This is a genomic window from Flavobacteriaceae bacterium (assembly GCA_003443635.1).
Taxonomy (GTDB): Bacteria; Bacteroidota; Bacteroidia; order Flavobacteriales; family Flavobacteriaceae; genus AU392.
The window spans coordinates 1,330,212-1,343,525 of record CP031964.1; the positions used below are offsets into that span (position 1 = coordinate 1,330,212).

Sequence of the window (13,314 nt, forward strand, 5' to 3'; positions counted from 1 at the left end):
GGTTATAGGTAAGAATACGCCCAATACATCAATACAAATTGTAATGGTATACGAAGTATTAAAACCCATTTTGGGATACCAGCTGCAGCTTTTTTACCTGATAGCATATAAAAATGCACGGATAAAAAGATAATGAGCATTATTATAATACTATAGATTGATATTGTTTTAAAAACAGGAATACATAATCCAATACCCAATATGACTTCTAAAATACCGCTTATGTAAACTAACAACCTATGTTTTGGTAAATATCGAGGCATTATTCTCATAAAAGCTTTTGGCTTAAAAAAATGCATTATACCAGCAAAAATGTAGATTAATGCCATAAAGTATAAATGCCAAAGGCTATTCATCTTTATAAACATTAAGATGCATGCCAATACCATAATTATTAATACCAGATTTTAAAAGACTAGAAGGCTTGGTTTGGCTTTCTTTTTCATGGCGTAACCAATAGTTACCATTAATAAACACTCGTTTTACATAAGTGCGATTTTCAGGTATTTCTTCTGTAAAGGGGAGTAGAGGTCTAAAATTGGTAGGGATTTTTACTATTCCGTTTTTAGATTTTATCTCTTTATATTTTTTATTTGGTAATAATTTACCTGCTTTATCTGTATAGCCTAATACTTGAATGGAAACAAAAATTCCATTTTTAGGGACGTAAATATCATAATCTGTAACATCTAATTCAAATACATCTTTGTTTTGTTCTGTAACTCTAAATGTTATATTCTCGTAACTTAATACATCTCCGGGTAGTCCTCTCTTATCACTATTATAAAACTGTACTCTAAATAAAGTTGAAAATGGCCGTTTTTTTGCTCCTGACCGTTTACGCTCTTTCCAATCGGAAGCTTCTATTTTTATAGGAAAAAAAACAGTTGTTATTTTTTTTGTTTGAGGTGTTGTATTTGGGAAAAATACTGCAATTTCAGATTCTATTGTTGGTAACCAACATTTAAAATAATCATTATGTACCTTAGGTTTTCTCTTTTCAACTTTAAATTTTCTGTTAATTTTTGTTTGAACAATAATTTCTTGTAATTCGTCAGCCTGAGCCTCTAAAAATAATGTTTTTGGTAAATTAAGTGTGGCAATTTTTAACTCTTTATATCCTAATGCAGAAATATATAATGTGTCTATATCTGGATATATTTTTTTTGTAAATAAAAATGAACCATTATCATCTGCAAAAACCCCATTTCCGTTACCGAATGAAATAGTTGCAAAAGATATTGGAGATTGAGTTTTACTATCCTCTATTTTTGTTTGTGATACAGAAGATAGTACTACTAATAAAAAACAGAATAGTAATACGTATCTTTTTAACATATATTATTATTTATTAGCTTCAATCCACTTATTAATTTTATCTTCTAAAATAGATAATGGAACTGAACCAGTTTCTAATACTTGATTATGATATTGACGAATATCAAACTTATCTCCTAAAGCTGCTGAAGCTTTTGCACGTAGTTCAAGAATTTTTAATTGTCCGATTTTATAAGATAGTGCTTGACCTGGATTTGCCATATAACGCTCTATCTCCCTAGTAATATCTGCTTCACTTTCGGCTTCATTGTCTAAAGAGTATTGTATCGCTTGTTCACGTGTCCACCCTTTAGAATGTAACCCCGTATCGACTACCAAACGAACTGCACGATGCATTTCTGCTCCTAACATTCCAAATAATTGATAAGGATCTGTATATAACCCTAGCTCTTTACCTAAAGATTCGGTATATAATGCCCAACCTTCTCCATATCCGCTATACCAAAGTGTTTTTCTAAATTCTGGTAACTCAGTACTTTCTTGAGTTAATGAAATTTGATAATGATGCCCAGGAATAGCTTCGTGTAAAAATAAAGATTCATCTGAGTATACATTATATTTTGTAGCATCTGGAATTGGGGTGTAAAAAATACCAGGTCGAGTTCCGTCCAAAGATCCTTGATTATATTCTGCACTTGCAGATTTTTCTCTAAAAGCTTCAGTACGCCTTACCTCAAAAGCTGTTTTTGGTTTTACATCAAATAACTTTTCTATTTGTGGTTTCATACGCTCATGAATTGCATTAAAATTTGCAATTACCTCTTCGGGAGTAGTAAATGGCATTAATTCTTTTTTGTTTCTTACATAATTAAAAAAATCTTTTATAGAGCCTTCAAAACCAACTTCAGTTTTAATTTTTTCCATTTCAGATAAAATACGTGCAACTTCACTTAACCCAAGATTATGAATCTCATCTGCAGTCATATCAGTAGTTGTATAAGTTTTTATTTGATGAGCATAATAAGCTTCTCCATTTGGAATAGCATCAATACCACTTGTGGTACGACCAGCTTCCATATATTCTGTATTCATAAATTTATGAAGGCTCTTATAGGCTGGGATTACCTTATTATTAAGTATTGTTGTGAACGCATCAGTTAATGATTTTTTCTCTTCTTCAGAAAAAGAATCTGGAAATTGTTTTATTGGGTTGTAAAATAAATGTGAATTTAAATCGGTATTTGTTAATACATCTAATTGTGGTACTACTTTAGCAATTAAAGATTTTGGCAATACATACCCAGAAGCCATTCCTTCTCTCATTTTAGCTTCAGCTGAAGTCATCCATTGTAAATAACCTTCTAAACGCTGTAACCAATTGTTATAATCGTCAACTGTTTTAAAAGGTTGTGCTCCTTGTCCACTAGCTAACTGTCCCACCATTAAATTTACAGACCACATTTGATCTATAGGAAAAAGATCTTGCCTAAATGTCAAGCGATCTAAATTTATCTCACAATCCCATTTTAAAACTGCTTTACTCATTTTCTGGCTTTCAGATAAATCAGCGTCATTATATTTAGATAATTGATCTAGATAATTTGTATAGTAAACTTTTAATTCGTCATTATATGCTTTAGAAAGCGTATTTGGAAAACTATTATTATATCTATTATCTCCAGAAAATGTGGCATCTATCGGATTTAATTTTAAGCGTTCTTGATTATAATTATCTAACATTTCGTCAAATGCAGAGCTAGTCGTTTCTGAATTATCAATATTAGAAGTTTCATTTTTACAAGCTATTACTATAGTAACAATAAATATTAAAGTGAAGAATTTTTTCATTATATTTTTTTAATTTACCTGCTAAAGGTACTTAGAAAATAGAAAAAGACATAAAAAAACCGCCTTAATAAGTTAAGGCGGCTTGATTATGCGGTAGTTCGTTTTTTGATTAGTCTACCCATTTTTTAGTTTGTGTGAAGCCTACATATAATCCAACCCCTGCCATAAAGAAAATTGTAGCTGGATATACAGAATGCCTGTCTAATGTAGTGTAAGCATCTAATATTGAAGCTAAAAAAACTCCTAAGCCTACCCCCATAGATAAAAAAGCTAAATTAAGAACTAATACTTTCCAGATAGGTGCTGTATGTTCTTTGCCTTTAGCAAAAATAGTAGCATCTGCTCCTTTTTCGATTAAGGCTAAACGTTCTTTATTACGTGTTGAATAATATAAGTAAAATACTCCAAAAATTGCTCCAAATATTATTGGTACGATTATTAATTCTGATCCCATAAGTGTTGTTTTAAAATTGATATTTCTTAATATGTTCATAGCTTATGACGATCACTTTTAAGTTTCGGTTACAGTTTTTTTAATTTTATTAAAATTTAACTTTATTTAAGTATTTATATATTTGATAATGAGTGCTTAATGAATATATAAGATATTAAACGTATATTTATGTAACCGATAAAACTAAAATGTCGTCTTACATTAAAAATGACCACCATCGACGATCAAATTTATATAGATAAGATATTAAATGGCGATACCAATGCATTTGCAATTTTGGTGGATCGTTATAAAGACTTGGTGTTTACTTTAGCTTTACGAATGCTTAAAAATAAAGAAGAAGCTGAAGAAGTATCTCAAGATACATTTATTAAGACATACAAATCTTTGAATAGGTTTAAAGGTAATTCAAAATTTTCGACCTGGATTTATAGGGTAGCTTATAATACATGTCTAGATCGATTAAAAAAGAATAAACGCAAACAAAATACAGTAGCTATTGATGAATATACAGAACATCAGGTAAAGACTATAGATAATGCTTTAGATAGAATTGAAACTCAAGAAAAACAACAAGCAATTAAAAATTGTTTAGAGTTACTTCCAAGCGAAGATAGTTTTTTACTAACTTTATACTACTTTGAAGAACAATCGTTAGACGAAATAGCAAAAGTTGTAAATCTTACGCCTAATAATGTAAAAGTAAAACTGTTTAGAAGTCGTAAAAAATTAGCAACGATTTTAAAACAACAATTAGATAACGAAACTATAGAAAGTTATGCAGGACAATACAGAGCAGCATTTAGATAAATTGGCTGAAAAAATAATGAAGTCATCATTTTTAGAGCAACCATCTATGGATTTTACAGAACATTTGATGACGAAAATTGAAGCATCTACCTCTAAAGTAACAGCTTATAAACCATTAATCTCAAAACATATATGGTTTACTATTGCTATTTTAATCATAGGAATTATTTCATATTCACTTTTAGGAACAGAATTGAAAACTTCAGAATGGCTTAATGCGATTGATTTTAGCATACTTTCAAATAATAAGGTAACAGAGACAGTATCTAATTTTTCGTTTAGTATATCTAACATTTTAATGTATGCCATTGTGTTTTTTGGTTTAGCCTTTTTTATACAAATAACTGTTCTTAAAAACTACCATCAAAAACGATTAAACTATTAATCTTTATAATACCAAAACGGAATACGAGAAATACGAGTGTTAATAGTATCGTTTCTTCTAATTCTTAAACGATTAACTCCTAATATGTGTTTGCCATCTTCTAAAGCTTTTGTACTAACATAGGTTTCAAATCCTAGCTTTCCATTTTTACTCTTAGCTAAAATAAAATTAGTGTCATAATCAGTAGTATCTATTCTTACAGAATAAATATCGTTGAATGTTTTTAAATAAGACCGTCTTAAACTATCTCTTTTGCGAAAGTTAATGTTTGTACCAAAGCTAATACCTGAGGTTAATCCTCTAGCATCTTCTTCAGGTCTTAATTTAGGATTAAAATCAAAAATATTATCTTCAATATTTTCAGAATACAAAACAAAAACTTTTATATAATTTTCTGAAATCACTTTTGATTGAATAGCTACATTATCTATAAATCCATTAGTCTCATCTAATAAGTTTTCATAATTGTTGTTATTTGCAACATAACTATTTGATGATATATCTGAATGAAGATAATTTGAGACTTTGTAATTAAAAGAAGTTGCTAATGCAATTAAAATATAAAATGGCACTAATGCCAAGCTGAGGCGTTTTCCAAATTTGTTATCTAAAAAGTTATAAACTAGTGGGCGATACAAAAAAGATAAAGTTATAAAGCTAAACACCCAATATACTGGAAAATATATTTTAGACAACCATTTTTTCTTTTTAAGAAAACCAAGAGTAATAAAATCGAGAAGCGTTAAAAGTAAGCCAATAGAAATAAAAACGACAGCGGAAACACCAACTCCGAGAGATAGCCAATTTGGTAAGTTATCGTTGTCTATTAATTGAGTTGAAATTAAAACAATGGTTAATACGGTAAAAGTAATTGCTAATACATAAAATATGAGTAAAAATGATACTGCAAAAATAACACTACAATAATTTTCTAGAGTACCAATATATTTGTCAAAAGAGCCAACTCGTTTTTTTAAATATTTTGTGAATTTTGCACTGTATTTTAGGCTATCATAATCAATATCACCAGAAACATAGCGTAATCCTAAAGCACCAATCCATAAGCCTCGTAATAATACATGAAGTAATAAATTGAAAATTAATATCGAACAAGATATTAATGCAATTAATAGAGTAACAAATTTATAAATTTGTTGACTATTTTGCGCTTCGTTAAACCCTTCGGAAATTGTAGGAATTGCTGTAAATAAACCAAAAATGGCAAAACCAGAGATTAATAATTCTAACTGCCAACTTTCTTCTTGAAGTTTTTGAAGTAGCTTTTTAAATTCTGGTTTAGTATAGTCATTATTCATTTTGTAAAATGTTGGTTAACATTAAAAGTACTAACTTTTATAAAGAGGCTTCTAAAATACAAATGTTAGATTCTAAAAAACAGATATAATTTTAAAATTTTTAATGATTTTCTTTAAAAATTTAATTCATAAGAAAGAAAGTTTTATTTCTTTAACTCTAATAACCTGTTAATTGCATTTTGATTTTCTGAATTTAACTTTAAAGATTTTTCAAAATTAATAATCGCATTTTTTGTATCTCCTAAATGTAAGTGTCCTTCAGCCAAACTATCAAACAAATTAGAAGAATTTGGATAAATTTGAGTTGCAAGTGTAAAAATAGAAATACCAGAAGATGAAGTTTTAGGATTGAAAATTAATTGTAACCCTAAGTTATTAAGTCGTCCTTCAGGTAATTGTAAATTGGGATATTTTAGTGAAAGAGAATCGTATATTTTTTTTAAGTTTTTATAGCCTTGTTTTGCAGCAAGGTCATTAAAATCTTGAAAACTGAATGACTTTAAATTTGGTTTTTTAAATTGTTTAGAAATTAACCTTTCTTTAATACTATTTTGCTGAGGTGTATTCTCTATAAATTGAAGTGCTTTTACATCATTTTTTAAATAAGCATTTAAAAAATTTAATGTGTATTTTGAAAGCAATTTATAAGATTCCATAATTTCGAGATCACTCTTATCTTGCCGTTTATCTTTTGATTTAAGTAATAATCCTAAAGTGCCAAACTGTGAATGAGATAAATTATGAAAACGTAAACGATATGCTTTACTATTGGTTAAACTATCATAGAATTGAAATTTAGTGTTTAATTCTGGATCTATATGATCTTCTTTTAAAACTTGTTCAGGAATTATTTTTTGTGCCATATGTAAATAAGGAACATCTACATTTTCAATTTTTGCATATGGAGATTTCATTAATGTGTTATAATCGTATCTCGACTTACCATCTAAACTTACCATAGCTTTAATATTATCATTACGCATTTGTGTAAGTACTGCTGCTAATCCACCAAGACTATAATCCAGAGTTGCTATTTTTTCGATATTAGCTGACGGAAATGTTTTTATTTCTTTAATTAAAAATTCTAAATCACGTGCTTGTGTTTCTACATCTTTAAGAGTTCCACCTTCTTGAAAACGATGCTCAGTTCCTCTAGCAGAACTAGCAATAACTATATAACCGTGACTTGCTAGATATTCGCAAATCCCAAAATTTTCAACAGAAGATGCTCTTAAACTTGCAGAATAGAGTATCACAGGAAATTTTCCTTTTAAAGCTTGGCTATTTAAAATAGCTATTGCAGATTCTTTTAAATGCTCTTGATTTTTAGGCGTATTAGGAAATTCAAACCAATTTAAAATTTGTTCGTTTGGTAAATATTCCCATTCTTCTTCTTCCTTAACAATTTCCATATAGTTTAATATAGAAAGTGGAGATTTATCTGATTTTATAGAAGGATACCAAATACTTATAGGTATTGGTCTAGAAATACTTCTGTTAGTCCAATCCTGAAGACGTGTATATGTTCTTGAGTGATCAGATTTTGTATAATGACGAAAACCAACAGTGTAATCTCCATAATCTAAGTTAATAGCTTTTAATGATGTTTGAGAAAATAAATAATGAACTGAAAATAACAGAGAGAAAATAAAAAGCTTGAGTTTCATAAATCTATGGTTAATGTTTTATTATAGATGCTAGTTATTTTAAAGTGTTACAGTATTTTACAAATCTATGATCCAAAACCAAATCAACTTGAAACTTATTTATTTAGTACCAACGCTTTTTCTTTTTTTTAGAAGCTGCACTTTTACGCCCTTTTTTATGTTTACTTTTTCCTGGCGTTTTATGAATTTCTTTTTTTGCTTTAGGATCTAAAGGATATGGATGATTTTCAATAATATCTATTTGTAACTGTATGAGTTGTTGAATATCTTTAACATATGTTTTTTCGTCTGCAGAACAAAACGAATATGCAATACCTGAATTTCCAGCTCTTGCAGTACGACCTATACGATGTACATAAGTTTCAGGAATATTAGGTAAGTCAAAATTAATTACAGCATCCAAATTATTAATATCAATACCACGTGCTGCTACATCAGTAGCGATTAAAATATTGACCTCTTGTTTTTTAAATCGATTAAGAGCAGTTTGTCTATTACTCTGACTTTTATCTCCGTGAATACTATCAACTTTATATCCGTTTTTAAGAAGTGTTTTTTCAAGTTTATCTACTCCAAATTTAGTACGCCTAAAAATGATGATATTCCCTTTTATTATGTTTCTTAATAGGTGTAAGCACAATTCAATCTTATTTTTTTTAGGGACATAATATAAAAACTGATTTACATTTTTTGATGTAGATGAATTTGGCGTGACTTCAATACGAATAGGTGCTTTTAAAATAGTATTGGCTAGTTGTTCTACTTTAAAAGGAATAGTTGCAGAAAACAATAAAGTTTGTTTTGTTCTAGGGCAGAGGCGTTCAATTTTTTTGACATCGTCTATAAAACCCATATCTAGCATTAAATCAGCCTCATCTAAAACGAGCGTTTCAATATAATCTAGATTAATAATGTCTTGTTTATGTAAATCCAGTAATCTACCTGGAGTGGCTATTAAAATATCTATTCCTTTTTTTAAAACATCTTTTTGAGGTTCTATAGATGTTCCTCCAAATATTACTGTTGTACGTAAATTAATGTAAATACTATAGTTGTTAAAATTTGCTTCAATTTGTGAAGCTAACTCTCGTGTTGGACTTACTATAAGGGCTTTAATTTTCTTACCTTTTTTAGGAGCATTTTGTCTATCGTACAAACGTTGAATAATGGGTAATGCAAAAGCAGCTGTTTTGCCCGTTCCGGTTTGTGCCGAAACGATAATATCTTTATTATTTAATACCTGAGGGATGGTTTTTTCTTGAACTAATGTAGGTTCGTCATAACCTTGTTCAGCTACAGCCCGTAAAATAGGCTTGTTAAGTTGTAAATCTTTAAAAGACATTAATAGTATTTAGTATGTATGGACAAAGATAGTTTAAAACAAACAGATATTTATTTTACTTAATATGCTTCAATCCTTCATAAACTACAATACTCACTGCATTGGCTAAATTAAGACTTCTAATATGTTCGCTATATAAAGGAATTTTATAAAGTTGAGCCGAATTAGTATTAATAATTTCTTTAGACAGCCCTTTTGATTCTTTTCCGAAAACAAAAAACATGTCGTCCTGATAATCAATATCCCAATGAACTTGTTTTCCGTGACTTGAAAAATAAACTAAATTTTTGTTATGATGTATTTTATAGAAATCTTCAAGACTATCATAAATAGATAACGAAATGTGCTTCCAATAATCTAATCCTGCACGTTTTAATCGGGCATCACTTAATTCAAATCCTAATGGTTTTACTAAATGTAAATGCGATCCGGTAGCTAAGCTCAAACGACCGATATTTCCTGTGTTGGTATGGATTTCGGGTTCGACTAAAACAATATTGTATGCCATTATTGTTTGATAAAATTTGCTAATGCAACTTTTAGACTATTCGGAACCACTTCATTATTTATAGCTATAGCCAAATGATTTTGATCTTTTTCTCTTGCAAAAATGAGTTTAAATAAATTAAAAATGCTTAAACTATTCTTAGCTTTTTCTACAAGTGAAATAGTATCGTTAACATTAACTTCTCCTTCTTTTAATACTTTAACATAGACTCCAGAATACCCATAACTTACAAATTGCGGTAGTACTTGTTGTGATTCAAATTTTACTCCAAACTTGTAACAAGGCTCCCTAGGTTGTGTCACTTGTACTAAAGCGGTGCCTAATTTGTAAATATCTCCAATATGTATCTGAGTTTCATCTAAACCTTTTACTGTTAGGTTTTCACCAAACATACCATATTCCCAGTCTAAATTAGGATATAAATTTTGCCAATATGCGTAATGATCTACCGAAAATAAATAACAAGCCTTATTGATTCCGCCATGAAACCTACGATCTGAAACCTCATCGCCTTTTACTTCTTCTTTATTTAGATATAGTGGTTGATTTACTGGTTTTTTGTAGATGCCTGTAGTAACTTCGTTACCACGCCAAATAATTGTTGTAGGTTTTGCAATATTGGTAGATATAATTTGCATAAAAATGTATTAAATAGATTATCGAATCGCTATTGGTCGTCCAGGAGAACCTGTAGCACCTTTAAATGGGATTGGTGTAAAAATAAACATAAACTCAGAAACTTTATCTTTTACTAAAGATTCAAAAGTGAGGTTTTCTAAATTTAGAATTCCATTTTGATTTAATAAAAGTTGATGTACAGGAAAAGCTTCGCCAGCGACTGAGCTAGGTTCGACTTCAGTGCCATATTGGTCAGACCCGACCATAGTTACATTTTTGGTAACTACCCATTTAGCAACTTCCATTCCAATTCCTGGAGGATTAGTATTATATTTTTCTGGATCTCCCCAATATTTTGACCATCCGTATCTAAAGAAAATTGCATCTCCATTTTTAAAACCCTCTTCTTTAATGCCTTGTTTTTGCATTGCACCTTTAACATCGGCAAGAGTTACTTCATAACTATTAGGAAGTACATCTACATTCTTGTACCCAGCAATGTCAATTAAAAAACCTCGAGTTATAATTGGTTTTACTTTTTCGATCCCTAATTGTTGTAGTCCATAAGAGCTGTACATTTTATCTCCAACAACTCCATTGTAATACACATCGTGTTCTTTCCCATCTTCAAATTTCATACGTGTGCCTATATGACCTAATCCATCAAATTGAGTACCAACTTGACCAATTTCGGTAGTGATAAGTTCATCATTATATACCAATGTGTTATCTCCAAATGGACCGCCAGTAGGATTGCCTGGACTTACCATTTTATAAGTGCGAGTACCATATAAAGGCATATTAGCTTCATATACTTGCCCCATTTCATAAACTTTGCCAGTTTTAACCATCGTCATTGCTTCTAAAATTTTTTCAGAAGTAATCCAGTTTGATGCTCCAGCTTGATCATTAGCACCCCAAATAGGATGTGGCCACCAAGGCCCTTTTTCTATAGTTTGTGCTTTAACTGTAATAACACTAATTAAAGTAAAGATTACTACTATTATGGATGTTTTCAGTTTCATAAATTTTAAATCTTAAAGTGCAATGGCACGAATTTAGTTGTTTTCTTGGATAAGAACAATAAAAAAAATCCACTTCAAAATAAAGTGGATTTTTTTATGACTAATGAGAGTAAGAGTTATTAGTTACTCTATTTTTTTTGCCAACATTTCTTGACCATCTTGAAACAAGGTTAGACTCTCTACCTTGTTCGAGGCATCTTTATTAAACCTAACTTTTGCAGCAACAACTTTTACAAAAAAGTTAGCTTTATCTTCAGCAAATAATTCAAATTGCCCTTGCCCAGTTGCTTGAGCAAAAATCTGAGTATCATCAATTGTAATTTCAATAATAAAGTCAGGTGCTAACTCATATTTTCCAACATATTGTTTTAATACATCTAGGGGTAATGAAATTTCTTTTCTCTCAGATGGTACTGCTTTATCAATTTTTTTTGCCAACATTTCTTGACCACCTTGAAACAAGGTTAGACTCTCTACCTTGCTCGAGGCATCTTTATTAAACCTAACTTTTGCAGCAACAACTTTTACAAAAAAGTTAGTTTTATCTTCAGCAAATAATTCAAATCGTCCTTGCCCAGTTGCTTGAGCAAAAATCTGAGTGCCATCAATTGTAACTTCAATAATAAAGTCAGGTGCTAACTCATATTTTCCGACATATTGTTTTAATACATCCAAGGGCAATGAAATCTCTTTTTTCTCAGATGGTGACGCTTTATCAATGCCTTTGCCCATAGCAGAAATACCATTAGAAGTCATTTTTACCATACGCTTCTCGTTTTCTGTATAAAAATCATATACTGTAGTTCCACCATCAAAAATGAAATTACTTGCCGTCATAGGATATATCTCTACATTTGTACTCCCTTCTTTTTGACTAAATAGTTGCTTGCCTTTTAATGTGATATGGCGAATTATACTGCCTTCAAACTCATAAGCGCCAACCCATTTTTTTAATTGATTTTCATTTAGAACTATCGCATCTTCTTTATTTGGAAAAGGTTTTCCAATTACTAAAGCAGCAATTTTATTAGCGATAGCATCAGGAGATTTGCAATCACAATTTGTAAGAACAGATACAAAAACATCTTCTTCTGGCATATAAATACCCATTGTGGCATACCCGAGAGTACTTCCGTTATGAGAAATACTTTTAGAACCTTGAATATTATTTGTATCTAACCCGTATCCATATGTAATATGTTCGCCGTTATTTAGTGTAGAACCATTAATGGCTTTTTCATAGCTTTTTCGAGTAATTAATTGATTTGTATTTAAGGCTTTTTGCCATTTATAAAGATCATCTATATTAGACATTAGCGCCCCAGCTGCGTAAGCTAATGTTAAACTTAAATACTCTGAATTTACATAATCATTGCCATTTTGTTGGTAACCTGAAGCTCTGTTTTTAATGATTTGTTTTGTTTTCCCGTAAGTGGATGAAGACATCTCTATTTTATCAAAAATATATTTTTCAATAAAACCTTCATACGATTGTCCAGATACAATTTCGATAATATGCCCTAATAATACATATCCTGAATTACTATATAAAAATCGCTCTCCAGGTCTGAAGTCCATAGGTTCGTTTTTAAACACATCAATAAGTTCAGTAGGTGACATATCTGTTCTTACTAACTTTATGAAATTTTCCATGCTGGTATAATCTTTAATTCCAGATGTATGATTTAACAAGTTATGGATGGTTATAGTAGCTCCTTGAGTTGGATAATCGGAGATGTATTTCGTAATGTTATCGGTTACTTTTAATTTTCCTTGCTCTTCGAGCATTAAAATAGCAATGGCAGTAAACTGTTTAGTGATAGAGCCAATTTCAAACACGTTTTCAGGTTTCATTTTCGTTTCTAGTTCTAGATTAGAAAGGCCAAAGGCTTTTCTGTATATGGTTTTACCGCCTTTGCCAACTAATACTGTTGCTCCAGATTCATTTGGTTTATAAACAGAATTGATATAGTTGTTTATTTGTGTTTCTAAGTTTTGTGAATGCCCAAAATAACATACAAAAAGGAATGAGATGATTGGTAATAGTGATTTCATAAAGAAAT

Annotated in this window: 13 protein-coding genes; 2 read left to right on the forward strand and 11 right to left on the reverse strand. The window is 30.1% G+C overall.

Features of this window, described 5'->3' with window-relative positions; translation table 11 throughout:
- Nucleotides 1-2: 2 nt before the first annotated feature.
- The 4 genes from D1817_06025 to D1817_06040 form a co-directional block, all read right to left on the reverse strand.
- A complete protein-coding gene (locus tag D1817_06025) occupies nucleotides 3-356 on the reverse strand; it encodes a hypothetical protein (GenBank protein AXT21239.1) in 354 nt (117 codons plus the stop codon).
- A complete protein-coding gene (locus D1817_06030; GenBank protein AXT19439.1) occupies nucleotides 349-1,338 on the reverse strand; it encodes a hypothetical protein in 990 nt (329 codons plus the stop codon). Before D1817_06030 ends, D1817_06025 begins: the two co-directional genes overlap by 8 nt.
- A gap of 6 nt (nucleotides 1,339-1,344) precedes the next feature.
- On the reverse strand, nucleotides 1,345-3,126 hold the full coding sequence (locus D1817_06035) for a DUF885 domain-containing protein (protein ID AXT19440.1): 1,782 nt from the start codon (nucleotides 3,124-3,126) through the stop codon (nucleotides 1,345-1,347).
- Nucleotides 3,127-3,235: 109 nt separating this feature from the next.
- Nucleotides 3,236-3,580, reverse strand: a complete 345-nt coding sequence (locus tag D1817_06040) for a hypothetical protein (GenBank protein ID AXT19441.1) — start codon at nucleotides 3,578-3,580, stop codon at nucleotides 3,236-3,238.
- 207 nt (nucleotides 3,581-3,787) lie between these two features.
- Here D1817_06040 and D1817_06045 point away from each other — a divergent pair, with 207 nt between their 5' ends.
- Together D1817_06045 and D1817_06050 are read left to right on the forward strand one after the other, a co-directional pair.
- Nucleotides 3,788-4,390 carry a sigma-70 family RNA polymerase sigma factor gene (locus tag D1817_06045; GenBank protein ID AXT19442.1) on the forward strand — a complete coding sequence of 201 codons (603 nt, stop codon included), beginning with the start codon at nucleotides 3,788-3,790 and terminating at the stop codon, nucleotides 4,388-4,390.
- Complete coding sequence (locus D1817_06050) at nucleotides 4,359-4,775, forward strand: hypothetical protein (protein AXT19443.1); 417 nt, start codon at nucleotides 4,359-4,361, stop codon at nucleotides 4,773-4,775. The genes D1817_06045 and D1817_06050 overlap by 32 nt, the downstream gene beginning before the upstream one ends.
- Here D1817_06050 and D1817_06055 read toward each other — a convergent pair.
- The 7 genes from D1817_06055 to D1817_06085 form a co-directional block, all read right to left on the reverse strand.
- Nucleotides 4,772-6,091 carry a hypothetical protein gene (locus tag D1817_06055; protein ID AXT19444.1) on the reverse strand — a complete coding sequence of 440 codons (1,320 nt, stop codon included), beginning with the start codon at nucleotides 6,089-6,091 and terminating at the stop codon, nucleotides 4,772-4,774. The two genes, D1817_06050 and D1817_06055, sit on opposite strands and share 4 nt — an antisense overlap.
- 143 nt (nucleotides 6,092-6,234) lie before the next feature.
- Nucleotides 6,235-7,758, reverse strand: coding sequence for an alpha/beta hydrolase (locus D1817_06060; protein ID AXT19445.1), 1,524 nt, complete (start codon nucleotides 7,756-7,758; stop codon nucleotides 6,235-6,237).
- A gap of 103 nt (nucleotides 7,759-7,861) precedes the next feature.
- Complete coding sequence (locus D1817_06065) at nucleotides 7,862-9,100, reverse strand: DEAD/DEAH box helicase (GenBank protein AXT19446.1); 1,239 nt, start codon at nucleotides 9,098-9,100, stop codon at nucleotides 7,862-7,864.
- Nucleotides 9,101-9,155: 55 nt separating this feature from the next.
- Nucleotides 9,156-9,608 carry a tRNA (cytidine(34)-2'-O)-methyltransferase gene (locus tag D1817_06070; GenBank protein AXT19447.1) on the reverse strand — a complete coding sequence of 151 codons (453 nt, stop codon included), beginning with the start codon at nucleotides 9,606-9,608 and terminating at the stop codon, nucleotides 9,156-9,158.
- Nucleotides 9,608-10,246 (reverse strand): MOSC domain-containing protein, encoded by a 639-nt coding sequence (locus tag D1817_06075; GenBank protein ID AXT19448.1) that lies wholly within the window; start codon nucleotides 10,244-10,246, stop codon nucleotides 9,608-9,610. The genes D1817_06070 and D1817_06075 overlap by 1 nt, the downstream gene beginning before the upstream one ends.
- 18 nt (nucleotides 10,247-10,264) lie before the next feature.
- Nucleotides 10,265-11,251, reverse strand: coding sequence for a cyclase family protein (locus tag D1817_06080; GenBank protein AXT19449.1), 987 nt, complete (start codon nucleotides 11,249-11,251; stop codon nucleotides 10,265-10,267).
- Nucleotides 11,252-11,374: 123 nt separating this feature from the next.
- The gene (locus tag D1817_06085; protein ID AXT19450.1) at nucleotides 11,375-13,306 is read right to left on the reverse strand and encodes a serine hydrolase; all 1,932 of its coding nucleotides are present in this window, start codon (nucleotides 13,304-13,306) and stop codon (nucleotides 11,375-11,377) included.
- Nucleotides 13,307-13,314 lie beyond the last annotated feature (8 nt).